Below are 24,172 nucleotides of genomic sequence, written 5' to 3'. Positions count from 1 at the left end.
TCATCACGCGCGCCATCTGTTTTAAGGAAGACTGAAATGAATCGCACTGTATTGGTTGCCCTGCTGTTGAGCGCGATGCTTCAAGGGTGTGCCTTCGCCCCGGGGCAGCACATGTCGCCAGACGATGCCGCAGAAGACACGGGCCTTGATGGCCCGGTGCAGGTGGTACCGATCACCAGCGCCAGCGTCAATGCCCAGCACACCCTCTACACGCCCCAGCCGGTGTCGGCAGAGCTGTTGAACTACAGGCCCGAGGAGTACCGCATCGGCCCAGGGGACGAACTGGTGGTCACGGTGTGGGAGCATGAAGAACTGAACGCCCCTTCAGGCCCTGAACGCGGCAACGGCGCCGCCCGGGTGGTGCGCGATGATGGCACCATCTACTACCCCTACATCAATGCCATTACGGCAGGTGGCAAGACGGTAGAACAGTTCCGCGCCGACCTTCAGCAAGCCCTGTCCAAATACCTCACCGTGGCCAAGGTGGACGTGAACGTACAGGCCTATGAAAGCCAGAAAGTTGTGCTGTCCGGTGCATTTCGCAACCCAGGCACCCAGCCGCTGAACAACGTGCCGCTGTCCATGGTCAGCGCCATCAGCAAGGCCGGTGGCGAGGCAGACAATGCCAACCTTGCAGGGCTGATTCTCAAGCGCGACGGCAAGGAATACGTGCTGGACATCGACACCCTTAACCGCAAGGATTCGCCGCTCAGCCGCCTCTACCTGAAAAACGGCGACCAGCTGCATTTGGGCAACTACCGCGCAAACAAAGTGTACGTGCTGGGTGAAGTGCACAACCCTCAAGTGATGAACTATGGCGGCAGCAGCTTCAACCTGATGGAAGCGTTGGGTAATGCTGGCGGCATTGCGCAGGAAACGGCCAACGCCGAAGCGGTGTACGTGATTCGAAGTGCCCAACCTGACACCCATCAGCCACCAACCGTGTTCTACCTCAATGCGAAAAAGCCTACGGCCTTCCTGCTTGCACGCCAGTTCGACCTGCAAAGCGCCGACGTTGTGTTCGTAGGCCCGGCCAACATTACGCGCTGGAACCGCTTCATCAGCCAGTTACTGCCGTCGGCCAGTGTAGTGGCTACAGGCGCAGCCTTCCGTAATTGATCACCGTGGGGCCGGTTGCATCTTTTCGGCTGGCTATGTCGTAGGCGCCAGGCTCTGCCTGCGCTTGAGCCGCAGAGCCAGCCTGGCCGTACCCTTACTGCACCACGCTACAGCCCTCCCCAGAATCGCCTGCAAAATCTGTACACCCCTTGTACGCAAGTGCTCTGGAATGTCCGTTCTATTACACGAAATTTCCCCCTTACCCTTCAGGTATCCGCTAGGATTAGGGCCTGTTGTTTTCGGATCGGATCCCTATGTCTGCTGCTTATCCAGCTGCCGGCGAGACGCTCGTGCTCGACAACGGGCTACCTGTACGTATCTGTCACGAACCGCGCCTCAAGCGCGCGGCTGCTTTCTTGCGGGTGGATGCCGGTAGCCACGATGTCGACCTCGCCTGGCCTGGCCTCGCTCATTTTCTTGAACACCTTTTCTTCTTGGGTACCACGCGGTTCGCAGGCGACCAGGCACTGATGCCGTTCGTTCAACGCCAGGGCGGGCAACTCAATGCCTCTACCCGTGAGCGAACCACGGATTATTTTTTTGAAGTACCGGTTACCGCGTTTTCAGGCGCACTGGAGCGGCTATGCGAAATGCTCGCTAACCCGCGGTTGAGCATTACCGACCAGCGCCGCGAACGCGAAGTGCTGCATGCCGAGTTCGTCAGCTGGGCCCGCGACCATCAAGCCCACCACCAGATGTGGCTGACCAGCCCGTTGTCCGCTCGGCATCCCTTGCGGGCGTTCCATGCAGGCAACCGCTACAGCCTGCCCCTGGAACGCCCAGAATTCCAGGTGGCGCTGCGCCAGTTTCACCTGGACCACTACCACAGCGGGCAGATGACCCTGACCTTGGTAGGGCCGCAGCCTGAGGATTATCTGATCCGGGTGGCACAGCGGGCGTGTGCGACGGTCCCGCGTGGAAAGGCTCGGGCCCGCCCTGCCCCGCCACCGCTAAGCGACGCTACCGGCGAAGCGCAACCACAGGCCGCTGGCGCCCGCTTCAACCTGGCCTTTGCCTGTACCGACCTGCCAGAGGCCGCGCCCCAGGCCATCGCTTTTTTCACCACATGGGCCGTTAACGCACAGCCCGGTGGCCTGCAGGCCGAACTGCTGCGCCGCGAGCTGATAGAAAGCCTGCAAGTCCGCGTGCCTTACCAGTATCAAGGCCAGGCGCTGCTGGATTTCGAATTCACCCTTACCGCCCAAGGGCAGCAGGCCCTGCCGGTCATTAGCGCCCTGACGTTCGACTGGCTCGAGTTTTTCGAAGCGGTTGATGACTGGCCCATGTTACGTGAGGAGTACGCGCTGCTGCACAAGCGCCAGCGCCTGACCAGCGGCGCCCTGGACCTGGCCCGCCGCCTGGCGCAGCCGGAAAGCCACGGGGCCTTGCTGGACGACCACGGCCTGGCTGCCCTGCGTAACCTGCTGTCCCAATTGCGCCCCGAGCGCGTGTTGCATCCCGTCCCTGATGCCGCGCAAGCCGGTACACCTCTGATGCCGACCGCCCACTGGCGCCTGCCGCAGCGCAACCGTTTCCTGCGCCCCAACCGTCGCCCCGACCAGCCTGTGGGGGATGCCCGTGCCATGCGCTATGCGCCAGGTGTGGACAGCAGCGCCCACGAAGCCGAGTTGCTGCTGCGCTGGAACACGGGTGCCTCCCAGCAGACCGGCCTGTGGCAAGTGCTCGACCGAGGCTTGCAACGGACGGTGCACGAAGCGCAGCAAGCAGGCGTCAAAGTGCTGTTCACCCGCCTGGGTGACGATTGGCAACTGCGCCTGAGCGGCATCAGCGAGCCCATGCCCAGCCTGCTGGAGCACCTGCTGGCCATGCTCAATGCGCCACCGCCCGAAGTCTGGCGCACGGCTGAACCCTTGGCGCGCCCGGTGCAAACACCTATTCGTGAGCTGTTACGTCAGCTGCCGGAGCACTGCTTGGGCACTGCCCGTGGCCCTGCTCGCCAGCACAGCGAAGAGGTACAACCCGGCAAGTTGCAGAAACTCTGGAGCACAGCCACCTGGGAAGGCCTGGCCGTAGGCTTTGGTGAAGCCAACCGTAGCGCACTCAACCAGGCCTTGCGTGCCATGCCAGGCATCCCCGACGCGCACATGCCGGCGCGTGCACGCCGCATGCAGGGCAAACGCTGGAACGTGCTGCCCACCCCCGGTGGCGAGCATGCCTTGCTATTGTTCTGCCCGGCACTGCCAGGGTCGATCAGCGAAGACGCCGCCTGGCGGCTGATTGCCCAGATCGCCCAGGCGCCTTTCTACCAGCGCCTGCGGGTAGAGCTGCAATTGGGCTATGCGGTGTTCAGCAGCTTCCGCCAAATCGCCGGTGTGCCAGGCCTGGTGTTTGGTGTGCAATCGCCAGGTACTGACCAGGCCGCCCTGCTCAACCACCTCGAACACTTCCTCAAGCAGTTGCCACGGCTGATCGGCAACCTGGGCAGCGAAAAGCTGGTGGGCCAACGCCAAGGGCTGATCAACCGCCTCAAACCGGAGGAAATGGAAACCAGCCAGCTGGCCGATACGCTTTGGCAAGCTCACCTCGGCGGCCACAGCGAGCACTATCTCAAGGCGCTGCAGCAGGCCATGGGCGAACTACGTTCGGCAGACCTGGTCAGCGCAGCCTGGCGCTTGGCCAACGCCGAACATGGGTGGCTGGTATTAGCCAATGGCGGGGAAGCGCCCTCGGGCTGGGATACCGCTAAGGGATTCTTACAAGAACCGTAAAGGGGTTTTCTTCATTCTTCACCGTTGCCTGGCAACAGTTTGAGTACAATGCCCTCTGAACTTACAGGAACGTCCGCGCACGGGTGCGGACTAAATCCTGCACCCCCTGCGTTCTGACCGAGGATCATACCCATGTGGATCAAGCCTGCTTACACCGACCTGCGTATTGGTTTTGAAGTGACCATGTATTTCGCCAACCGTTGATAACGGCTTGGTGATACAACGCCCCGGTTCGCCGGGGCGTTTTCATTTCTGCTTTGAGGGGCCCTTATGTACGTTCAAATCCTCGGTTCTGCAGCGGGTGGCGGCTTCCCCCAATGGAACTGCAACTGCCCCAACTGCCGAGGCCTGCGCGAAGGCACCCTGCGCGCCACGGCACGCACACAGTCCTCCATCGCCTTGTCCGATGACGGCGTGACCTGGATTCTGTGCAACGCCTCCCCGGACATTCGTGCACAACTGCAAAGCTTCGCGCCCTTGCAACCCGGCCGTGCCCTGCGGGACACCGGCATTGGCGCGATTGTGCTGCTAGACAGCCAGATCGACCACACCACTGGCCTGCTGAGCCTGCGCGAAGGCTGCCCCCATCAAGTGTGGTGTACCGACATGGTTCACCAAGACCTGACCACAGGCTTTCCTCTGTTCAACATGCTTAGCCACTGGAATGGCGGCTTGCAATGGCAGGGTATCGAGCTCAGCGGCAGCTTCACCATACCGGCCTGCCCAGCCCTGCGCTTTACCCCATTTCCCCTGCGCAGCGCAGCGCCGCCCTACTCGCCGCACCGTTTCGATCCCCACCCCGGTGACAACCTGGGGCTGATTGTGGAAGACCTGAACACCGGAGGGCGCTTGTTCTATGCACCTGGCCTGGGCCAGGTCGACGACGAGTTGCTGGCGCGCATGGCCCAGGCCGATTGCCTGCTGGTAGACGGCACCCTGTGGGAGGACGACGAGATGCAGCGCCGCGGCGTGGGCACGCGCACGGGCCGGGAAATGGGCCATTTGGCACAGAACGGCCCTGGCGGCATGCTGGAAGTGCTGGACGGGCTGAACGTACCGCGCAAGGTGCTGATCCACATCAACAACACCAACCCCATTCTGGACGAAGCCTCACCCGAACGTGCCGAGGTTGAACGGCGCGGGGTGGAAATCGCGTTCGATGGGATGAGCATCGAGCTATAGGAGGCCCTGTGAACAACGCTGCAATGACTCCGGCGCAGTTCGAGCATGCCCTGCGCGCCAAGGGTGCGTACTACCACATTTACCACCCCTTCCACGTGGCCATGTATGAAGGCCGTGCTACCCGTGAGCAGATCCAGGGCTGGGTGGCCAACCGCTTCTATTATCAGGTGAACATCCCGATGAAAGACGCGGCTATCCTCGCCAACTGCCCAGACCGGGAAGTGCGCCGCGAATGGATTCAGCGCCTGCTGGACCACGACGGTGCCCCGGGTGAAGACGGCGGTATCGAAGCCTGGCTGCGGTTGGGCCAAGCCGTGGGGCTGGACCCTGACCAGCTGCGTTCACAGGAGCTGGTGCTGCCGGGCGTGCGCTTTGCCGTGGACGCCTATGTGAACTTTGCCCGTCGCGCCAGCTGGCAGGAGGCGGCCAGTAGCTCATTGACCGAGCTGTTCGCCCCGCAGATCCACCAATCGCGGCTGGACAGCTGGCCAGCCCATTACCCCTGGATCGACCCAGCCGGTTATGAGTATTTCCGTACTCGCCTGGGGCAGGCCCGGCGAGATGTGGAACACGGCCTGGCGATCACCCTGGAACACTACACCACCGCTGAGGGCCAGCAGCGTATGCTGGAGATCCTGCAGTTCAAGCTGGATATCCTGTGGACCATGCTGGACGCCATGACCATGGCCTACGAACTGAACCGCCCTCCTTACCACAGCGTGACCCCAGAACGGGTCTGGCATAAAGGCATTCCCCTATGAGCTTCAACCGCCACCTTGTGCCCGCCTGGCGCCCAGGCTACCGCTTTCAGTACGAGCCGGCCCAGAAAGGCCATGTGCTGCTGTACCCAGAAGGCATGATCAAGCTGAACGAAAGCGCCAGCGCTATTGGCGGGCTGGTAGATGGCCAGCGCAGTGTGGCTGCCATCATCGATCATTTGACGGCTCAATTCCCCGGCGTACCTGAACTGGCCGACGACGTGGAACAGTTCATGGAGGTGGCACGTGAGAAACACTGGCTCCAGCTTGCTTGAGCCGGCGGCACCGCCCATCGGCCTGCCGTTGTGGCTGCTGGCAGAGCTGACCTACCGCTGCCCATTGCAATGCCCGTACTGCTCCAACCCGCTGGATTTCGCAGCACAAGGCCAGGAGCTGACGACCCAAGAGTGGTTCCGGGTAATGGCCGAGGCGCGGGAGATGGGCGCGGCCCAGCTGGGCTTCTCCGGCGGCGAGCCGCTGGTTCGCCAAGACCTGGCCGAGTTGATCGGCGAGGCGCGGCGCCTGGGCTACTACACCAACCTCATCACCTCGGGCATCGGCCTGACCGAAGCCCGGCTGGACAGCTTCAAGGCGGCAGGCCTGGACCATATCCAGATCAGCTTCCAGGCCAGCGACGAAGAGGTGAACAATGCCCTGGCAGGCTCTAAAAAAGCCTTTGCGCAAAAGCTGGCTATGGCCCGGGCGGTCAAGGCCCGTGGTTACCCGATGGTGCTCAATTTCGTGACCCATCGGCATAACATTGACCGCATCGACAGCATCATCGAGCTGTGCCTGGCGCTTGAAGCAGACTTTGTTGAGCTTGCCACCTGCCAGTTCTATGGCTGGGCCGAGCTGAACCGGGTAGGCCTGTTGCCCACGCGCGCCCAACTGGAGCGCGCCGAACGCATTACCAACGAGTACCGTGCACGGCTTGAGGCCCAAGGCCACCCGTGCAAGTTGATTTTCGTCACGCCTGACTATTATGAAGAGCGGCCCAAGGGCTGTATGAATGGCTGGGGCAGCATTTTCCTGACCGTCACGCCGGACGGCACGGCCCTGCCCTGCCACGGCGCGCGCCAGCTACCGGTGCAGTTCCCCAATGTGCGCGAGCAGTCCATGGACGACATCTGGTATCGCTCCTTCGGATTCAACCGTTTTCGTGGTTTCGACTGGATGCCCGAACCCTGCCGTTCCTGCGACGAAAAGGAAAAGGACTTTGGCGGTTGCCGCTGCCAGGCCTTCATGCTGACCGGCGATGCCAGCAATGCCGACCCGGTGTGCGCAAAATCCGCCCACCACGGGGTGATCCTCGCTGCACGGGAGGACGCCGAACGCAGTACCACCCCTATCAACGGGCTGACCTACCGAAATGAGCGAAACTCAAAAATCATTGCCCGCGGCTAACGGCCTGGATGCCAACGCTGTAGTCGCGGCCGGCCGAGACTTCGCGGAACTGGCGGTGAGTGAAGCCGGCCTGTTCTGGAATGAATACCGCCCTGAAGAGGGCACCTGCCGCCTGTACCACTGGCGCAAGGGAAAGGCACACTGCCTGACCCCAGAAGACACCAGCATACGCAGCCGAGTGTATGAGTACGGCGGTGGCGCCTTTTGTGCCGGCCCAGCGGCACTGTACTTCGTGAATGAGCGCGACCAGCAGGTGTACAGGCAGGCCGTGACCGGCGACAAGGCACCCGAGCTACTGAGCAAGGGCGGCTGTCATTACGGCGGGTTAGCCTGGCACCATGGGCTGGTACTGGCGATAGAAGAAACTCCAGCCGAACCTTACCCCCAGCACCGGCTAGTGGCGCTGGATGAGGTGACCAGCGAACGCCAGGTACTGGCCGAAGGCGCTGATTTCTACAGTGCTGGCGTGATCAGCCCTGATGGCCAGCGCCTGGCGTGGGTAGAGTGGAGCCGGCCTGAACTGCCCTGGACCCGCACCCGCCTGATGTGCACACAGCGGGGCGCTGATGGTGCGTGGGAGGCGCCGCGCTGCATTGCCGGGAACCGCGCCCACGAAGCCCTGCAACAGCCGCGATTTACCTCTGACAACCGGTTGTGCTGCCTTAGCGACCGTAATGGTTTCTGGCAACCCTGGGCGGAAAGCCCTGAAGGGTGGGCGCCACTGCTTTCCCCCGAGGCGGACCATGCCACGGCGCCATGGCAGCTGGGCACTAACAGCTGGTGGCCGCTCGAGAACCACAGCTATGTGGCCACTTGGTTTGAAGATGGGTTTGGCAAGCTCGGGCAGGTTGACGGCGAAGGTGCCTGCACAAGCTATGGCGCAGAGTACACGCGCTTTAGAAGTGTCGGCGTGGACGCTGATTACCTTTACGCCATCGCTGCCTCGGCAGTCCAGCCACCTGCCGTGGTTGCCATCAACCGCGCCAGCGGTGCTGTGAAGATTCTGGCAGGCAGTGAGCCGCTGTTGCCGGCCGAGCACATTAGTATGCCCAAGCCGTTTACCTACCCCAGCGGTGACAGCCAGGCCCACGGTTTTTTCTATCCCGCGGCTGGGGAGGCAACCGATGCGCCGCTGCTGGTGTTTATCCATGGTGGCCCTACTTCCGCCTGCTACCCGGTTCTGGAGCCCCGCATTCAGTTCTGGTGCCAGCGTGGGTTCGCTGTGGCAGACCTTAATTATCGCGGCAGCAGTGGCTATGGTCGCGATTACCGCATGGCGCTCAAGCACGCTTGGGGCGTAAGTGATGTGGAGGATGCGGGCAATGCGGTGGCTTGGCTACGCACTGAAGGCTGGGCTGGCGAGACCCATGCGTTTATCCGAGGCAGCAGCGCCGGTGGCTACACCACGCTCTGCGCACTGGCGTTCCTTGATGTATTCAGTGGCGGCGCTAGCCTGTACGGCGTTAGCGACCCTGCGGCCTTGGCACGGGAAACCCACAAGTTCGAAGCCGACTACCTGGATTGGCTAATTGGCAACCCCGACCTGGACGCCAGCCGCTATGCCGAGCGCACGCCCTTGCGGCATGCGGACCAGATCCGTGTACCTGTGATTTTCTTCCAAGGCGAACTGGATACCGTAGTAGTGCCAGCGCAAACCGCCGCCATGGTTACCTCGCTGGAGGCTAACCAGGTGCCGGTACAGGTGCACTACTACCCAGAAGAACGGCATGGCTTCCGCCAGGCACGAAACCTGGCGCATGCCTTGGAGCAGGAGTGGCTGTTTTACAAAGGGCTGCTTTAACGCTTGGCGATGATGTAGATTGCATGAACAATGCCAGGGATATAACCGCACAGGGTCAGCAGAATATTCAGCCAGAAGGCGCCGCCGAAACCGACTTGCAGAAACACGCCCAGTGGGGGCAGCAGGATGGCGAAGATGATACGAATAATGTCCATGAGGGGTACTTCCTTGAAGGGGTATACCTCACAGACCCCTGAGTGCCGCTGCGGTTCAGCGGTTGTCTTGCTACCTCCCCCTACATGCCATGACCGTGTAACCATTGCATGATCTGGGAAGATCAAGAAACAGCGCTATAGCTGCCTGGCCAGAAACAAGAAACCCCGCCGAGGCGGGGTTCGCAGACTTGTATCCCTGACATCCATATCATTCCGCCAACCTTGGCAGTAATCCCTATCGTGTCCCTTTTCTGTTCGGCGCTTCCTGCGCTACGTCCATGTGCTCAAGATACTCAACGCAGCGGCAGGCGCCAATCAGCTATTGCCACCACTGCGTGTAGGTGATGGCTTACAGCGTGTAAGCCGGCTCAGAACTGTTCCGCCTCCAGCAGATACAGTGACGCGCTGCCTGCTTTTACCGAAGCGGCCAGGGAGTGAATACGAGGCAGCAGGCGGGCGAAATAGAAGCGTGCTGTGCCCAGCTTGCTGGCATAGAACGCTTCGCTGCCACTGGCCAGGGCCGCCTTGGCCATGCGAGCCCACATATAGGCATAGGCGGTGTAGCCAAAAGCTTGGAGGTATTCCACCGACGCGGCCCCAATTTCTCGGGCATCGCCCGCGGCGCGGTCCAGCACCCAGGCCGTAAGCGCATCCAGGTTATCCAGCGCAGCCAGTAGCGGCACGGTGAACTCCGCCTCTGCTGGCCCGGCATTGTTGGCAAAGGCCCGCACCTCGTCAGAGAAGGCTTGGTAGAACGCTCCGCCATTACCTACAACCTTGCGCCCCATTAGATCCAGTGCCTGAATGCCGTTGGTGCCCTCGTAGATCTGAGTGATGCGCACATCGCGCACCAACTGCTCCTGCCCCCATTCACGGATATAACCATGGCCGCCGAACACCTGCTGGCCATGCACCGTGGTTTCAAGCCCCGCGTCCGTCAGGAAGGCCTTGGCCACCGGCGTGAGCAGGGCCACCAGGTTTTCGGCGCGTGTGCGTTGAGCGGCGTCCTCGGCATACTTGGCCACATCCAACTGCATGGCCACATAGGTGGAGAAGGCACGGCCACCTTCGTTCATGGCTTTCATGGTGAGCAGCATGCGGCGCACATCAGGATGCACGATGATAGGGTCTGCCATCTTGTCCTTGGCCTGGGCGCCTGTGGGGGACCGGCTCTGTAGCCGCTCACGGGCATAGTCCACAGCGTTCTGGTACGAGCGCTCGCCTGAGGCCAGCCCTTGGATGCCTACGCCCAGGCGCTCGTAGTTCATCATGGTGAACATGGCCGCCAGGCCTTTGTTTTCCTCCCCTACCAGGTAGCCCTCAGCCTCTTCGAAGTTCATCACACAGGTGGCCGACGCCTGAATGCCCATCTTGTGCTCGATGGAGCCACAGCTGAGGGTGTTGCGCGCGCCGAGGCTACCGTCTTCGTTGACCAGGAACTTGGGCACCAGCAGCAGTGAAATACCCTTGGGCCCAGGCGGTGCATCAGGCAACTTGGCCAGCACCAAGTGAATGATGTTTTCGGTGAGGTCATGCTCGCCGCCGGTGATGAAGATCTTGGTACCTGAGACCTTGTAGCGGCCATCGCCCTGAGGCACGGCCCGGGTGCGAATGATGCCCAGGTCCGTACCGGCGTGAGGTTCTGTGAGGCACATGGACCCCGCCCATGTGCCTGCATACATGTTTGGCAAGTACTGCTGCTTCAAGGCTTCACTGGCATGGGCGCTGATGGACAAGCAGGCGCCAGAGGTAAGCATGGGATACAGACCGAAGGCCAGGCTGGAGGCGTTGATCATTTCCTCCACCTGCGCAGAAATAGCCTTGGGCATACCCATGCCACCGAACGCCGGGTCGCCGCCTACCCCTACCCAGCCGCCTTCAGCATAGGTTCGGTAGGCTTCGATAAACCCCTTCGGCGTTGTGACCACAGTGTCTGCGTAGTGGCAGCCTTCTTCATCGGCTGCACGGCTCAACGGCGCGATGGCCGTGCTGGCCAGTTTACCCGCCTCTTCGAGCACGGCCATGGCGGTCTCGGCGTCTACAACCTCCGCCAGTGCCGGCAGGCTGGCCCACAGGGCCGGGGCTTCGAACACTTCCTCAAGGACGAAGCGCATATCGCGCAACGGGGCTTTGTACTCGGCCATGGGCAACCTCACAGAACGCCAGAAGAGAATGGCGCCAGTGTAGCCCAACAACGCATCAGAGCTATAGCGTCATTGCGTGACCGTAATAAATAAATTGGTCACGCAGCATTGCTCTTTCTTACAGCCCCCCTGCGCGCCTGGCCATGGGCAACCACACAGTTGCGACCGGCGCCTTTTGCGGCATAAAGCGCTTGGTCGGCCGCTTTGAGTACTTCGTCAGGGCTACGTTGTTCCAGCTGCCGTTCGGCCACACCAATGCTGATGGTGACAGACACTTGGGACGCCGCGCTGGCCCCACGGCGCTGTCGCCCCTGTTGGTCATCCGTCGGCCGGTCCGCATCACGCAAATGAATCACGTAGGCGGCGATCATGCCGCGCACTGCCTCAAGGTGCGGCAGGCACTCTTCCAGTGTCTTGCCAGCAAACACCAAAGCAAATTCCTCACCCCCATAGCGGTAGGCACGGCCGCCTCCGCTGACCTTTGCCAACCGGCTTGCGACCAGCTTGAGCACCTGATCACCCACGTCATGCCCATGGGTATCGTTGAACCGCTTGAAATGGTCCACATCGCTCATGGCAATCACATAGTTGCGACCCAGGCGCTGCAGCCTTTCGTTCAAGGCACGCCGCCCAGGAAGGCCGGTTAGCTCGTCCCGGAAGGCCATTTGGTAAGCCTCGTGGGCTACTGCCGCGGCAATGATCAGCATCACTTGGCTGCACATGATGTTAAGGGTAAACGGCAGGATGAATGTTTGCGGCAGCATCCAGAACAGGCCTATCAAGCCCACGATCTGCGCAGCATGCAGCGGGCGCGGATTGCGCACGTACTGGGCACCGAGCACTACGAACATGATGAAGAACAGCGGGTAGGCCAGCTGGATAAGGCTCATCCACTGGCCATGCAAGGCAGGCCAGCGAATTTCGGCCAGCCAGTTTAACAGTGCCTGGGGGAAACTCTGTTCAAACCCCAGCGCCACGCCCCCTACGGCCAGCAGCACCGCAAACCGGGCCACCATGTCCTGAACCAGGTGCGTGCGCTCCTGCCAGGCACCAAACAGCCCATACAACAGGGGCAACAGCAGGCAACACAGGTGGAACACCACCGCTGCGTCTTCGCGTACCTTGCCATGGTCCCGGTAATAGTCGGTTTGCGTATCCAGCAGAAAATACGCCACATACACCGTGACCATCAAAAACAGTTCCCGCTGCCGTCGGTACACCGCGCAGTAGGTGCCCCCCAGCAGCAGTACCAAGGTGGGCAGCACGTTGAACAACGATGTGAAAAAGGTGCTCAGGTCGCGCACGTAGGCGGCGCCCAGGCCTGCCAGCAACAGCAGCACCGAAGGCACGAAATGGCTATAGCGAACAGCAGATAAGCGCGACAAATGAACTGGCTCCGGCCCAGCAATGAAGTGTGGCATTGTGCCTCTATTTTTATCGGCCGTGCCTCAAAAAGAATGAGGCCTCTGTCAAAGGTCGGAGCAAAACTGTGTGCAATGGTTTTATACAACTCAAGCCTAGCGGAATGAACGGCGCCGCGCGGGCAATAAAAAAGTTCTTCACGGATTGCCGGGAAAGTCATCCTTGACATTCATGAGAGGGGACTCAATGTCCCGGTATGCATGGGCCATCCGCTTCATCACCTTGATTCGGTTGTTGGTGCTTTCCCGTGTGCATTGGCTACCTAACCCTGCTCAAAGGTGGCGCATCAGCACTGGCCGCATCAGCGTCCTGCGACTCATGGCCTTCATGTGCTCATCATCAGCCTGACACAGCCCCTATCCCTTCTCATTTACGTTTCAGTAACCGGTTAACCTCAACCTCAATCGCATCGTCACCCCTTTCGCCCAAGTAACGTCGCTCAGCCTGCCCACCATCGGTTGGGAGAACGCCGTAATCCTAGCGCGCTCTAGCTCCTGAAAATCATCTAATAGCTACCTCTATACAGCCTGTCGGAGGCCAACCCGCCGAGAAATCAATATGCCACCCTTTTCCAGAGACCATATGCCGGCAGAAGAGCAGATGGACGCATTACAAGTCTCCGATGCGGCCCAACCGATTTTGGTGGCTACCATTTCAGTCGACTGATTTTAGATCTGGAGTGGAAAGGAGGTACCAAAGCCTCTAATGCCGCCCCTACCGTAAGGTGTCATGGGCTTTTAGCCAGATTCCGAAGCCTCCTAAGCGGTGTTCTCTAAGGCCTTGATCACGCGTCTGTCGCCATACCCTGAAAATATATTTGACGATTTTTTGAATTGATAGGTATAGTAAATCGTCAATTAGGAACACTGAGGTGCTTTATGGACTCGCAAAGATCAATCCACGCAATAGTCGATACCCTGGCCGCAACCCTTGAAAAGGTTCCAGATATGGCGGGTGGATCGGTGCGCGTGCTTAAGCTTCTCACCAATGTCTTCCAGCAGTGGTCTGAGGAAAAAACCAAGGAGAACCTTGGATCCTTGACGGACGCGGAGCTGCTTCAGAAGCTTGCAGCTAGTGGCTCCGTCGCAGGGGCTTTAAGCACCAGAGAAACCCGCAAGCAAGCTCGACGCGTCGCTGCAAAGATCGAGTTCTTTGATCGACTCAAGGATTTTGGCGGAGTACTAAAAAGCCAAGCAGTAGCCAGCGCCTTGGGAACAACAAGACAAACCATCAACAATCATGTGAAAAAAGGCACCTTAATCGCGATCCAGGAAGGAAACGATTACCTTTATCCAGCATTTCAGTTTATTGGGGACGAAAAGCTTCCACACTTGGAGGAAATCTTAGGGTTGATGAAAAATGTCAGCGCGGAGGCTCAGTGCACATTCTTCCTAAATCCTGTTGCCTTCGGTGGCGGAAAAGCAGAATTGCCGTATGTAGTTCTTAAAGACGGTGCTGATGAGAACCAGTTGGAAGCGATCAAACGTGAAGCGTCTCTTTTCATGAGCTCAACGCCTGCGTAAAAACAGCGCACCCAAAACTGGGGCGCTGCGTGAATGGTAGCGGAGCTCAAGAGCTAAGCACCTTGTAGCCGAGGATCTCGGTCAAGATCTCCTCTGCATCAATGCTGTCATCCTCAAAGCCTTCCGGAAGTTTTCCCTTGTATTCGAACTCCGGAAGCTTGGTCATCTCAACGGTCTTAACCGTTGTGGTCTCACCTGGCGCCGTCCACAGCGCGTAACAACTGTGTCCATCGGGGTGATGCCGCGACTCATAAGCAATTCCATCAAAAGGGTTGCCTGGCAACCTGGCCACTGCTGCCACAATTTCTTGCGTAAGCGTGTAGTCTGGGCCAGTCACTTCGTCCACCGTCCGGTTCATTCTGGACAGACATGGCTTCAGATTCAGCAGCTTCAAATCCCTGGTCGTCTCTACCATGCACATGTCTTTTTTCTCAAGATCTGTGGTGTTCAATACGATACCAAGCCCTTTCGATTCCCTGGGCCGAAGCCTTCCGAACGTTTCGGCCAGCGCCCCGCTGGGGTGTTCGGCCCCATACCAGATCCCGATTTCTTCCATGGGATCATTAAACCTACCCAGTTCTTTAGGCTTTTTAGGACATCCGTAGTACTCAGCATTCTCATGCCCGGAATCCTGAACCCTGTAGGAAGTTGAGCCGCCCGGAAGTAGTTTAACGCTCAGTTTACCGCCAGAGTGCAGCCTTTGAACCAGTTGCTCGGTTTGCTTAATATCGTCGTCTCCTGTAACCATTAATCACCTCATTATAGAAAAGCACTGTCATAAGATCACCATTTGAAGGTTGCTTACGAAAAAGGCGCTGGAATTCCAGCGGCGCCGACACATGCCGAGCGCTAGGTGATTCTAACAGAATAAAAGCGGAGGCAAATAGAGCTAGAAAGCTCGCGTGGCAACAAGCTTGGCGGGACAAATAGTTAGAAAAAAATTGGATGCCAGAGTATCCACATGGATATGCTGCTGCGGCAAATTTCAAATCAGTCGTAAAACAAGAGCACTATCTTTAACGGGTGCAAAAACTGCCGTAGACGTAGAGATTTTGGCTGAAATGCCACACTAAGCTTGAATGAATAGCGAGTTGGGTAAATTCCTGCGAGTATAGGATGGAGCTGCCCGCGCAATCCCAAAGGTGTCGGAAGTTTCTTACGGATTGAAGGCCAATCGCTCGGAATTCCATATTGCCATCCAACTTCTCACTCTGGCGGCAAATCATGAATTTTCTAGCTGGAGTCATTGGGGCTTGGTACTTGCGATACTGAGCATTATATTGGTCTCCATCGGCAGCGCGGGCGCGCCTCCCACCGGCAGCACTATTGGGCCGATGGTGTTCTTCTTGTTGTGAATTGCGTCCATCGTTATCGTGTTGACGGCTCTCTACACACGTCGCAAATGACATCAGCAATAGCATTGCCATCAGCCTTCACAGAGCACTCCTTTATCGCTTCTCAGGCGATAACTTTGAGCGGGCTATTCAGTGTTGGATTTTCGAGCTACCGCGCGCACCCTCACCTGCCCAGTCGCACACGACGTAACTGCGACCTGTTTTATAAACATCAGGAGGCCCTGATTCCTCAGAGCTTGCGCAAACATGAACGCGTTCGAGATTGGGGATTCAAGTTCGTTACAAGCGTTTTCAATCCGACGCAGGCGACCGGTCAGATTCAGGATCACGTACTACACGTCTCAAAAAAATCTGACATTGTGGCGTTGCTCGTCGATGCAGCTTGGCAGAGCAAGGTCTCCCAGATGACGAAATCCTGTTTTGTAGCGCCTATCGACTTCGACCCGCACGCCACGAATTACAAAAATCCGATACAGGCAACGCTCACACTTGAACATGTTCCCTAACGACTACTACGGATGACATTTTTAGATACGAAAAAGCGGGTCCGGTACATTGCCCGAAGCCCGCTTTTCTCGCGTTATCTCACTACGCTTACCCGTCGCTGAACGCGGTAGAAAGTAATAGCCGCTCTGATACCTAAAGGTTCTGGCGACGTTCCCAGCTGCGGACGATCACAAGGCCCGACCAGAGTCCAGTTTTCATGGAGTCCCCAGTCAAGGCGAGGAGGTTAGTAGATAACCTGGTCGCACTATACGCGACCTCTGCATTTAATGCGTCCTCTGATGATCAACCGCTGTCTCAAATCAGTATTTCTTGTCTTTTGAGATTTCAAGAAGAATCAGAAAAAGCCGCTACCGGTTAAGGGTAGCGGCTTTGGTTGCAGCGTGCGCGATCAGTAACCCATATCGAAAATCGCTTCGTCCATCGCCATCAAGTTGCCAGCGCCCGACAGCATGGCTGCCACATGGGTACGGGTACGGGGCAGAATGCGCTGGAAGTAGAAGCGCGCGGTGTGCAGCTTGGCCGTATAGAACGCCTCTTCGGAGGTGCCTTCGGCCAGCTTGGCGGCTGCAACGCGCGCCATGTCGGCCCAGAAGTACGCCAGGCAGGCGTAACCGGAATACATCACGTAATCCACCGAGGCGGCGCCGACTTCTTCCCGGTCCTTCATGGCAGCCATGCCCACTTTCATGGTCAGCTCGCCCCACTCCTTGTTCAACTGCGCCAGCGGGGCAACGAACTCGGCCACGGCAGCATTGCCTTCCTGGGCTTGGCAGAACTTGTGCACGATCTTGGTAAAGCCTTTCAGGGCTTCGCCCTGGGTCATCAATACTTTGCGGCCCAAAAGGTCCAGGGCCTGAACGCCTGTGGTGCCTTCGTACAACATGGCGATACGGGCATCACGCACATTCTGCTCCATGCCCCACTCGGCGATAAAGCCATGGCCGCCGTATACCTGTACGCCATGGTTGGCGGCTTCGAAGCCCACTTCGGTCATGAAGGCCTTGGCGATAGGCGTCATGAAGGCCAGCAGCCCATCGGCACGTTTCTTCTCTTCGTCGTCCTGGCTGTACTTGAGGGTATCCACCAGCTTGGCCGTGAAGTACACCATAGCGCGGTTACCTTCGGCGAAGGCCTTCATGGTGAGCAGCATGCGACGTACGTCAGGGTGCACGATGATCGGGTCGGCGGCCTTGTCCGGTGCCTTGGGGCCGGTCAGCGAGCGCATCTGCAAGCGGTCACGGGCATATTTCAAGCCACCCTGGAACGCCAGTTCAGCATGGGCCAGGCCTTGCAGCGCGGTCCCCAGGCGGGCGGTGTTCATAAAGGTGAACATGCAGTTCAGCCCTTTGTTCGCCGGGCCGATCAAATAGCCGGTGGCGCCGTCGAAGTTCATCACACAGGTGGCATTGCCATGGATGCCCATCTTGTGTTCGAGCGAGCCGCAGCTCACACCGTTGCGCTCGCCTACACCGCCTTCGGCATTGGGCAGGAACTTGGGCACGATGAACAGGGAAATGCCTTTGGTGCCGGCCGGCGCATCAGGCAAGCGTGCCAGCACGATGTGGACGATGTTGTCCGCCATGTCGTGTTCGCCGGCAGAAATGAAGATCTTTGTGCCGCTGACTTTGTAGCTGCCATCGGCCTGTGGCTCGGCGCGAGTACGCAGCATGCCCAGGTCGGTACCGCAGTGCGGTTCGGTCAGGCACATGGTGCCTGTCCACTCGCCGGACACCAGCTTGGTAAGGTAGGCGTCCTGCTGCTCAGGGGTGCCGTGCGCCGAAATGGTGTTCATGGCGCCATGGGACAGGCCAGGGTACATGCCCCAGGACCAGTTGGCGGTGCCTACCAATTCACTGATGGCCAGGCCCAGGGATTCCGGCAGGCCTTGGCCGCCATGCTCCACATCGTGGGCCAGGCTTGGCCAGCCGCCTTCAACGAACTGTTGGTAGGCTTCTTTGAAGCCGGTGGGCGTTTTCACACCGCTTTCAGACCACGTACAGCCTTCGAGGTCACCCACACGGTTCAGCGGCGCCAGCACCTGTTCGGCGAATTTGGCGCCCTCTTCAAGAATGGCATCGACCATGTCCGGTGTAGCGTCCTGGCAACCGGGCAGGCTTTGGTAGTGGGCTTCATAGCCAAGCAACTCATCGCGAACGAAGCGAATGTCGCGCAAGGGCGCCTTGAAATCGGGCATGTGGAAAACCTCTGTGCTGAATCCGGTGGGGTGAACCGCAAATAATCGACTCATCCACCCGCGGCGGACGCGTCAAACAGGTGTTTGAAACATACGTTTATGCCAGATGAGTTGTCAAGGGGAGTTAGGAACGGCGGCTAACAGCACGCGACAAACGACAACGCCCCGCCGGCTGTAAGGAGCAGGCGGGGCGTTGAGTGGTCATTTGAAACGGGCGAGGCAGCCGACGAAAGGCCTAGGTTCGGAGCGGTAACACTGCCTCAGGCGTAGGTATCGATCATTGAACCCAATGCCCGGTCAGACGCCTTCTCCACTTTCGCACCGGCCTCTACCTGTAGCACCGCCTGGGTCATTTGCACGTTCAAGGCGGCGAGGCTGGTCTGTTGGCTCTCGTCCACGGCATCGAGGCGTTGCGCCTGGTAGCCGGTGGACTGGGCCAGGTTGCTGCTGTGGTTGGCGATACCGGCCACTTGCAGCGCGGCATTATCGAACCGGGTAGAGGCCGCCTGGATGACACTCAGGCCCGAAGTGAGCGAAGACGAGATATTCATGGCAATGTCCAGGCTTGGCTATTGGCCATCAGTGTACGCCGTTGCGCAATGCCGTAAAGGCACGTTGGTCAGGCCAGTTGACCAAGCGCCAAATGGTCGGCCACTGCCGCTGCGCTCGCGGTAGGCAAATGCGGTACGTGCCCCAGGCAGGGTGCGGCCAACCGTTCAGTGAGGGTTGTCAGGTTGGCCTCCAGCCGTGAGGTGTGCGGGTCGATGATATTGGCGACCCACCCCGCCAGGGTCAGGCCGTCCCGCGCGATGGCTTCAGCCGTGAGCACCGCATGGTTGATGCACCCAAGGCGCACCCCCACCACCAGAATGACCGGCAGGCCCAAGGCGATGGCCAGGTCCGACAGGTTACCTTGGCCAGACAACGGCACGCGCCATCCGCCCGCCCCTTCGATCAGCGTGAACTCGGCCTGCTGGGCCAGGATGTGCTGCATGGGCGCCAGCAAGGCTTGCACGGTCAGTGGCACCTGGGCTTCATGGGCCGCGATATGGGGCGCAATGGCAGGCTCGAACGCGATGGGGTTGATCGCTTCATAGGGCAGCACAAGGGTGCTTTCGGCCATCAGCGCCAACGCATCGCTGTTGCGAAGGCCCGCCGAGGACTGCTCGCAACCAGAGGCCACTGGCTTGGCCCCCAGGGTGCTCAGGCCTTCACGCCGCGCGGCCTGCAGCAGCCCGGCTGAAATGGTGGTTTTGCCGACTTCAGTGTCGGTGCCCGCGACAAAATAGGCGTGGTTCATGGTCTTGGACGCTTCACTGTTTATTCAGCACGCCATACACCACCTGGTAGGTGGCAGGCAGGCCCGTGGGTTGGCGGAAGGTTTCATAGGCCGCCATCATGGCGGTCAGGCGTGCGCGCCCGGTCAACCCACCCGGCCTTCCGGGGTTCAGGTTGTGGGCGCCCAGTGCCTTGAGTTCGTGGGTAAGGCTGCGCACGTCTGGGTAATGAAGCACGCGAGGGCGGCAGACCAGCGTCTGCACCTGCAGGCCGCTGTTGGCACACGCTTGCTGGTAATCCTCGAAGCGACGGAAGCGGTTCACGTGCACCTGGCCATCGGCGGCTTCCCAGCTCTGCCGTAGTTCGCCCAGGGTACCGGTACATAGGCTGGCAAAGGCGAACCGCCCGCCGGCGGTCAGTACGCGGCTGGCTTCGGCCAACACTTGGGCAAAGTCGTCGCACCATTGCAGGGCCAGGCTGCTGAACATTAGGTCCACGCTGCCGGCCTTCAAGGGCAGGTGTTCCGCATCACCCGCCACATGCCAACCTGCCCCGCCCTGGCTGCGCGCGTAGCGGAGCATACCCTCGGCGATATCGATGGCCACGCCGCTTACCGTGGGCCAGCGCTGGGCCAGGGCACGGCTGAAATGGCCCGTGCCGCTGCCCAGGTCCAGCCACTGGCCAGGGGGCTCTATGCCTTCGAGCAAGGCGAGCAGGTGATCACCTACGTCACGCTGCAACCCCGCCACACTGTCATAGGTAGAAGCTGCCCGTGAGAATGAAGCGGCGACCTGGCGCTTGTTCGGCAACGCTGAAGTCGGCTCATCCATGGGTAGCCTCCTCGATAAAGGCGGCTGCCATGGCGGCGAGCGCGTGGGGCGATTCGAGCACAAACGCGTGGCTGCCTTCCCTCTCGGTCACCTGCGCATGGGGCGCCAACTGAGCAAGTGCAGCCGCAGTGCCCACGGGCACCAAGGCATCGCGTGTGGCAAATACATGCAGTTGGGGCAGCGCCAAGGCCGCTAGGGCGTTCCGATTGTCGAGTGCAGCCAGCAGGGCCAGGCCTTCAGCAGTGGCATGGCGAGTGTCGGCCAGCAGTGGCTTGATCAACCCACGGCCAGCCTGGCTGCCTTGTACACACAGCAAACCGAAACGCTTGAGGGTTCCGGTGGGGTCTGCTTCGCACTGCCCTGCAAAGGCTGTGTACGTCTCCAATGCCATTGCCGTCGGCCAGCCCTCACGGGCGATGAAAGACGCGTTGCTGGCGAAGGTGATAACGCCAGGGCATGCCTGGCCACGGCGTGCGGCCAGCGCCACGGCCAGCATGCCACCCAGCGACCAGCCCAATAGCCAAGCGCCCGGTGGCAGGCTTTGGTCGAGAACATTCAGGGCGGTTTCAAGATCGCCGCTGTTGGGCAGCGGCGCAACCGTTACGCTGGCCTGAGGCGTGGCGGTGCCTAGCGCCTGAACTAAAGGCGCCACGGCGGCAGGCCCCAAGCCCCAGCCCGGGAGCACAGCAAGGGTTTCACTCATCGGTCGGCTCCAGCGCCAAGCAGTCCGCCAGGCCTTGGAGCAAGCGGGAAACCTGCGCCTGGGTATGGGCGGCAGACAAGGTCACCCGGAGCCGCGCGCTGTCCACCGGCACGGTAGGCGGGCGAATGGCAGTCACCAGCAGGCCTTGCTCACGCAACCGCCGGGACCACGCCATGGCCCGCTCACTGCTGCCCAGCACGATAGGCTGGATGGGCGTATGGCTGGGCATCAGGTCCAGGCCCAGTGCCTGGGCACCCTTACGGAATTGCTGCACCAAGGCCGCCAAGTGATCACGCCGCCAGCCTTCGTTACGCACCAGCTCCAGGCTTTTCAAGGTGGCGCAGGCCAATGCAGGCGGCTGGCTGGTGGTGTAAATGTAGGGCCGTGCGAATTGCACCAGGTAGTCGATCAAGGCTTCGCTGCCCGCCACGAACGCACCGGCGGTGCCGAAGGCTTTGCCCAAGGTACCCACCAGCACCGGCACCTCATCCACCCCTAGGTTGAAGTGCTCCACTACACCACCGCCCTGTGCACCCATCACCCCAACACCATGGGCATCGTCCACCATCAGCCAGGCGTTTCGTGCCTTGGCTTCGCGGGCCAGGGCAGGCAGGTCGGCAACGTCGCCGTCCATGCTGAACACGCCGTCCGTCACCACCAGCGTGGCCCCGGTGGAAGGCGCCTTGCCCAGCCGCGTGGCGAGGCTGGCAGGGTCGTTGTGCAAGTAGCGGGAGAAACGCGCGCCGCTCAGCAGGCCCGCATCCAACAGCGAGGCATGGTTGAGGCGATCTTCCAGCACGGAATCGCCCTGCCCTACCAAGGCGGTGACTGCTGCCAGGTTCGCCATGTAGCCGGTGGAAAACAGCAGCGCCCGCGGCCGCCCGGTGAGGTCAGCCAACGCTTCTTCAAGGGCATGGTGGGGCGTGCTATGGCCAATCACCAAGTGAGAAGCACCACCGCCTACGCCCCAGCGCTCGGCGCCGTTGCGCCAGGCCTGGATCACCTCAGGGTGGTTGGCCAGGCCCAGGTAATCGTTGTTGCAGAACGCCAGCAGGGGCGTGCCGTCTACGACAACTTCCGGCCCTTGAGGGCTGTCGAGCAAAGGGCGCTGGCGATACAAGCTGTTGGCGCGCCGCTCGGCCAACCGGGTGGCCAGGCGCGCCTGAAGGTCAACGGCCATGAAGTCAGGCTGTCGCCGCGTCGTAGAACAGCTCACCACTGCGCTGCTCCACCAAGGCCTGCTCGATGGCCGCCTGGTGTACCTCGTCGTCGTGTTCTTCCCGAGCTTCGGGGCGGATGCCCAGGCGTGCGAACAGCATCATGTCCTTGTCGGCCTGGGGGTTGGCCGTGGTCAATAGCTTGTCACCGTAGAAGATGGAGTTGGCGCCAGCCATGAAGGCCAGGGCCTGCATCTGCTCATTCATCTGCTCACGCCCGGCGGACAGCCGCACATGGGACTGAGGCATAAGAATACGGGCCACGGCCAGCATGCGAATGAAGTCGAAAGGGTCGATGTCTTCGGCATTGGCCAACGGCGTACCCGCGACCTTCACCAGCATGTTGATGGGCACGGACTCCGGGTGCTCCGGCAGGTTGGCCAGTTGAATGAGCAGCCCGGCGCGGTCGTCCAGGGACTCACCCATGCCCAGAATGCCGCCGGAGCAGATCTTCATGCCAGCGTCACGCACATACGCCAGGGTTTGCAGGCGCTCGCTGTAGGTGCGGGTGGTGATGATGCTGCCGTAGAACTCCGGCGAGGTGTCCAGGTTGTGGTTGTAGTAGTCCAGGCCGGCATCGGCCAGGGCCAAGGTCTGTTCCTGGTCCAGGCGGCCCAGGGTCATGCAGGTTTCCAGACCCATGGCTTTTACACCTTTGACCATTTCCAGCACGTAGGGCATGTCCTTGGCGGAGGGGTGCTTCCAGGCAGCACCCATGCAGAAGCGGGTAGACCCAATGGCCTTGGCACGGGCAGCCTCTTCCAGCACCTTCTGCACTTCCAGCAGCTTTTCCTTTTCCAGGCCGGTGTTGTAGTGACCGGACTGCGGGCAGTATTTGCAATCCTCCGGGCAGGCGCCGGTCTTGATGGACAGCAGCGTGGACACCTGTACTTCGTTGGGGTTGAAGTGCGCCCGGTGAACGCTCATGGCCTGGAACAGCAGATCGTTGAACGGCTGGGTAAACAAGGCCTTTACTTCGGCCAGGGTCCAATCATGACGCAACGGGCTGTGCAGGCTGGCGCTCATCGGGGGTTCCTTGTTCTATGCTGGGTAACCGGCACGAAGGTGCCAGTGATCACGGTATGGAACAAATGGTCAAGGAAGGCCTTATGCGCTGTCAACCGCTTCGCGACCTCTTGGTCGACATATGCTCAAAATTTAACCAAACCTGTACGTTCTGTGGTGGGGTCTCAGACAACGCCTATTCCCTGTGCAGCGGCTGCGAAGGCGACCTGCCCTGGGCTGGCTTCGCCTGTACCCGCTGCGCACTGCCCTTGGTATTCGACGGCCCAACCTGCCCGGCCTGCCAATGGTTACCACCGCCCTTCGAGTGCGTCGAAGCGCCTTGGACATACAACTTTCCGCTGGATACGGCCATCAACCGCTTCAAGCACCGTGGGGATCGCCCCCTGGGGCGCTTGCTGGCAGAGCGGTTAAGTGCCTTTCTAGCCTACCGTTTCGACGAAGGCCTGCCGCGGCCCGCCTACCTGTTGCCAGTGCCCATGGCGCCAAAACGCTTGCGGGCACGGGGCTTCAACCAGGCCCAGCTGCTAGCGCAGTGGCTCGCCAAGGGGTTGGGCATCCCTGGGGCGTTCAACATCCTGTTACGCCTAAGGGAAACGCCCTCGCAACAGGGGCTGGGCCTGGCCGCACGCCAGCGTAACCTGCAGGGCGCCTTTGCCTTGGCACCGGGTGCCGAGGTGGCGGGCCAGCACCTGGCGCTGGTGGACGATGTGATGACCACCGGCGCTACGGCTCACGCCTTGGCCACCGTGTTGAAGCAGGCCGGTGCGCAACGGGTCGATGTGTATTGCCTTGCACGCACGCCTTTACCTGATGGCGCTTGACGGG

At 60.3% G+C, this 24,172-nt stretch carries 21 protein-coding genes; 10 read left to right on the top strand and 11 right to left on the bottom strand.

Translation table 11 applies throughout. The annotated features are described in order from the left end of the window. Positions 1 to 36 precede the first annotated feature (36 nt). The 8 genes from ACSAMW_RS16975 to ACSAMW_RS16940 all read left to right on the top strand — a co-directional run bounded on the left by ACSAMW_RS16975 (position 37) and on the right by ACSAMW_RS16940 (position 8,993). Positions 37 to 1,119: a polysaccharide biosynthesis/export family protein gene (locus ACSAMW_RS16975; RefSeq protein ID WP_500591286.1), complete on the top strand. Its 1,083-nt coding sequence runs from the start codon at positions 37 to 39 to the stop codon at positions 1,117 to 1,119. Between the two features lie 254 nt (positions 1,120 to 1,373). After that, positions 1,374 to 3,848 carry a pyrroloquinoline quinone biosynthesis protein PqqF gene (pqqF, locus tag ACSAMW_RS16970; RefSeq protein WP_500591285.1) on the top strand — a complete coding sequence of 825 codons (2,475 nt, stop codon included), beginning with the start codon at positions 1,374 to 1,376 and terminating at the stop codon, positions 3,846 to 3,848. Positions 3,849 to 3,980: 132 nt separating this feature from the next. Then, entirely contained in the window at positions 3,981 to 4,052 is a 72-nt protein-coding gene (gene pqqA / locus ACSAMW_RS16965) for a pyrroloquinoline quinone precursor peptide PqqA (protein WP_168085465.1), read from the top strand. Positions 4,053 to 4,118: 66 nt separating this feature from the next. Continuing rightward, on the top strand, positions 4,119 to 5,030 hold the full coding sequence (gene pqqB / locus ACSAMW_RS16960) for a pyrroloquinoline quinone biosynthesis protein PqqB (RefSeq protein WP_500591284.1): 912 nt from the start codon (positions 4,119 to 4,121) through the stop codon (positions 5,028 to 5,030). A gap of 8 nt (positions 5,031 to 5,038) precedes the next feature. Continuing rightward, positions 5,039 to 5,791, top strand: coding sequence for a pyrroloquinoline-quinone synthase PqqC (gene pqqC / locus ACSAMW_RS16955; protein ID WP_168085416.1), 753 nt, complete (start codon positions 5,039 to 5,041; stop codon positions 5,789 to 5,791). Continuing rightward, positions 5,788 to 6,063 (top strand): pyrroloquinoline quinone biosynthesis peptide chaperone PqqD, encoded by a 276-nt coding sequence (gene pqqD, locus ACSAMW_RS16950; protein ID WP_500591283.1) that lies wholly within the window; start codon positions 5,788 to 5,790, stop codon positions 6,061 to 6,063. The genes pqqC and pqqD overlap by 4 nt, the downstream gene beginning before the upstream one ends. Then, positions 6,035 to 7,192: a pyrroloquinoline quinone biosynthesis protein PqqE gene (gene pqqE, locus ACSAMW_RS16945; protein ID WP_500591282.1), complete on the top strand. Its 1,158-nt coding sequence runs from the start codon at positions 6,035 to 6,037 to the stop codon at positions 7,190 to 7,192. Before pqqD ends, pqqE begins: the two co-directional genes overlap by 29 nt. Beyond that, complete coding sequence (locus ACSAMW_RS16940) at positions 7,158 to 8,993, top strand: S9 family peptidase (RefSeq protein WP_500591281.1); 1,836 nt, start codon at positions 7,158 to 7,160, stop codon at positions 8,991 to 8,993. The genes pqqE and ACSAMW_RS16940 overlap by 35 nt, the downstream gene beginning before the upstream one ends. Here ACSAMW_RS16940 and ACSAMW_RS16935 read toward each other — a convergent pair. The 3 genes from ACSAMW_RS16935 to ACSAMW_RS16925 all read right to left on the bottom strand — a co-directional run bounded on the left by ACSAMW_RS16935 (position 8,990) and on the right by ACSAMW_RS16925 (position 12,677). Continuing rightward, positions 8,990 to 9,148, bottom strand: coding sequence for a YqaE/Pmp3 family membrane protein (locus ACSAMW_RS16935; protein ID WP_168085420.1), 159 nt, complete (start codon positions 9,146 to 9,148; stop codon positions 8,990 to 8,992). The genes ACSAMW_RS16940 and ACSAMW_RS16935 overlap by 4 nt on opposite strands. A 368-nt stretch (positions 9,149 to 9,516) precedes the next feature. Continuing rightward, a complete protein-coding gene (locus tag ACSAMW_RS16930; RefSeq protein WP_500591280.1) occupies positions 9,517 to 11,292 on the bottom strand; it encodes an acyl-CoA dehydrogenase C-terminal domain-containing protein in 1,776 nt (591 codons plus the stop codon). A 98-nt stretch (positions 11,293 to 11,390) separates the two neighbouring features. Further along, a complete protein-coding gene (locus ACSAMW_RS16925; RefSeq protein ID WP_500591279.1) occupies positions 11,391 to 12,677 on the bottom strand; it encodes a GGDEF domain-containing protein in 1,287 nt (428 codons plus the stop codon). A 915-nt stretch (positions 12,678 to 13,592) separates the two neighbouring features. On the opposite strand from ACSAMW_RS16925, the gene ACSAMW_RS16920 reads away from it, so the two are divergent. After that, complete coding sequence (locus ACSAMW_RS16920) at positions 13,593 to 14,237, top strand: hypothetical protein (protein WP_500591278.1); 645 nt, start codon at positions 13,593 to 13,595, stop codon at positions 14,235 to 14,237. Positions 14,238 to 14,283: 46 nt separating this feature from the next. Here the strand turns inward: ACSAMW_RS16920 and ACSAMW_RS16915 are convergent, their stop codons facing one another. The 8 genes from ACSAMW_RS16915 to bioB all read right to left on the bottom strand — a co-directional run bounded on the left by ACSAMW_RS16915 (position 14,284) and on the right by bioB (position 23,347). After that, entirely contained in the window at positions 14,284 to 14,985 is a 702-nt protein-coding gene (locus ACSAMW_RS16915; protein ID WP_500591277.1) for an RES family NAD+ phosphorylase, read from the bottom strand. Between the two features lie 1,502 nt (positions 14,986 to 16,487). Then, a complete protein-coding gene (locus ACSAMW_RS16910; RefSeq protein WP_500591276.1) occupies positions 16,488 to 18,293 on the bottom strand; it encodes a phenylacyl-CoA dehydrogenase in 1,806 nt (601 codons plus the stop codon). A gap of 260 nt (positions 18,294 to 18,553) precedes the next feature. After that, the gene (locus ACSAMW_RS16905; RefSeq protein WP_500591275.1) at positions 18,554 to 18,844 is read right to left on the bottom strand and encodes a pyrroloquinoline quinone biosynthesis protein PqqE; all 291 of its coding nucleotides are present in this window, start codon (positions 18,842 to 18,844) and stop codon (positions 18,554 to 18,556) included. Between the two features lie 68 nt (positions 18,845 to 18,912). Continuing rightward, positions 18,913 to 19,593 (bottom strand): dethiobiotin synthase, encoded by a 681-nt coding sequence (gene bioD, locus ACSAMW_RS16900; RefSeq protein ID WP_500591274.1) that lies wholly within the window; start codon positions 19,591 to 19,593, stop codon positions 18,913 to 18,915. A gap of 13 nt (positions 19,594 to 19,606) precedes the next feature. Beyond that, complete coding sequence (gene bioC / locus ACSAMW_RS16895) at positions 19,607 to 20,401, bottom strand: malonyl-ACP O-methyltransferase BioC (protein ID WP_500591273.1); 795 nt, start codon at positions 20,399 to 20,401, stop codon at positions 19,607 to 19,609. Then, entirely contained in the window at positions 20,394 to 21,104 is a 711-nt protein-coding gene (locus ACSAMW_RS16890) for an alpha/beta fold hydrolase (RefSeq protein ID WP_500591272.1), read from the bottom strand. Before ACSAMW_RS16890 ends, bioC begins: the two co-directional genes overlap by 8 nt. Beyond that, entirely contained in the window at positions 21,097 to 22,284 is a 1,188-nt protein-coding gene (gene bioF, locus ACSAMW_RS16885) for an 8-amino-7-oxononanoate synthase (protein WP_500594065.1), read from the bottom strand. The genes ACSAMW_RS16890 and bioF overlap by 8 nt, the downstream gene beginning before the upstream one ends. Before the next feature lie 4 nt (positions 22,285 to 22,288). Then, positions 22,289 to 23,347: a biotin synthase BioB gene (gene bioB, locus ACSAMW_RS16880; protein WP_168085431.1), complete on the bottom strand. Its 1,059-nt coding sequence runs from the start codon at positions 23,345 to 23,347 to the stop codon at positions 22,289 to 22,291. 83 nt (positions 23,348 to 23,430) lie between these two features. On the opposite strand from bioB, the gene ACSAMW_RS16875 reads away from it, so the two are divergent. Next, positions 23,431 to 24,168 (top strand): ComFC family protein, encoded by a 738-nt coding sequence (locus ACSAMW_RS16875; protein ID WP_500591271.1) that lies wholly within the window; start codon positions 23,431 to 23,433, stop codon positions 24,166 to 24,168. Positions 24,169 to 24,172: the final 4 nt, after the last annotated feature.

This window comes from Pseudomonas sp. AB39(2026), assembly GCF_059831485.1.
This window is presented reverse-complemented; position numbering and strand designations above follow the sequence as displayed.

Excerpts from the sequence above, each read along its gene's own strand:
- bioD (WP_500591274.1), bottom strand. The coding sequence starts at position 19,593 with ATGAACCACGCCTATTTTGTCGCGGGCACCGACACTGAAGTCGGCAAA.
- bioC (WP_500591273.1), bottom strand. The coding sequence starts at position 20,401 with ATGGATGAGCCGACTTCAGCGTTGCCGAACAAGCGCCAGGTCGCCGCT.
- ACSAMW_RS16875 (WP_500591271.1), top strand. The coding sequence starts at position 23,431 with ATGCGCTGTCAACCGCTTCGCGACCTCTTGGTCGACATATGCTCAAAA.
- pqqF (WP_500591285.1), top strand. The coding sequence starts at position 1,374 with ATGTCTGCTGCTTATCCAGCTGCCGGCGAGACGCTCGTGCTCGACAAC.
- ACSAMW_RS16935 (WP_168085420.1), bottom strand. The coding sequence starts at position 9,148 with ATGGACATTATTCGTATCATCTTCGCCATCCTGCTGCCCCCACTGGGC.
- ACSAMW_RS16890 (WP_500591272.1), bottom strand. The coding sequence starts at position 21,104 with ATGAGTGAAACCCTTGCTGTGCTCCCGGGCTGGGGCTTGGGGCCTGCC.
- pqqB (WP_500591284.1), top strand. The coding sequence starts at position 4,119 with ATGTACGTTCAAATCCTCGGTTCTGCAGCGGGTGGCGGCTTCCCCCAA.
- ACSAMW_RS16915 (WP_500591277.1), bottom strand. The coding sequence starts at position 14,985 with ATGGTTACAGGAGACGACGATATTAAGCAAACCGAGCAACTGGTTCAA.
- ACSAMW_RS16930 (WP_500591280.1), bottom strand. The coding sequence starts at position 11,292 with ATGGCCGAGTACAAAGCCCCGTTGCGCGATATGCGCTTCGTCCTTGAG.
- ACSAMW_RS16920 (WP_500591278.1), top strand. The coding sequence starts at position 13,593 with ATGGACTCGCAAAGATCAATCCACGCAATAGTCGATACCCTGGCCGCA.
- pqqD (WP_500591283.1), top strand. The coding sequence starts at position 5,788 with ATGAGCTTCAACCGCCACCTTGTGCCCGCCTGGCGCCCAGGCTACCGC.
- bioB (WP_168085431.1), bottom strand. The coding sequence starts at position 23,347 with ATGAGCGCCAGCCTGCACAGCCCGTTGCGTCATGATTGGACCCTGGCC.
- ACSAMW_RS16910 (WP_500591276.1), bottom strand. The coding sequence starts at position 18,293 with ATGCCCGATTTCAAGGCGCCCTTGCGCGACATTCGCTTCGTTCGCGAT.
- ACSAMW_RS16975 (WP_500591286.1), top strand. The coding sequence starts at position 37 with ATGAATCGCACTGTATTGGTTGCCCTGCTGTTGAGCGCGATGCTTCAA.
- ACSAMW_RS16940 (WP_500591281.1), top strand. The coding sequence starts at position 7,158 with ATGAGCGAAACTCAAAAATCATTGCCCGCGGCTAACGGCCTGGATGCC.
- ACSAMW_RS16905 (WP_500591275.1), bottom strand. The coding sequence starts at position 18,844 with ATGAATATCTCGTCTTCGCTCACTTCGGGCCTGAGTGTCATCCAGGCG.
- bioF (WP_500594065.1), bottom strand. The coding sequence starts at position 22,284 with ATGGCCGTTGACCTTCAGGCGCGCCTGGCCACCCGGTTGGCCGAGCGG.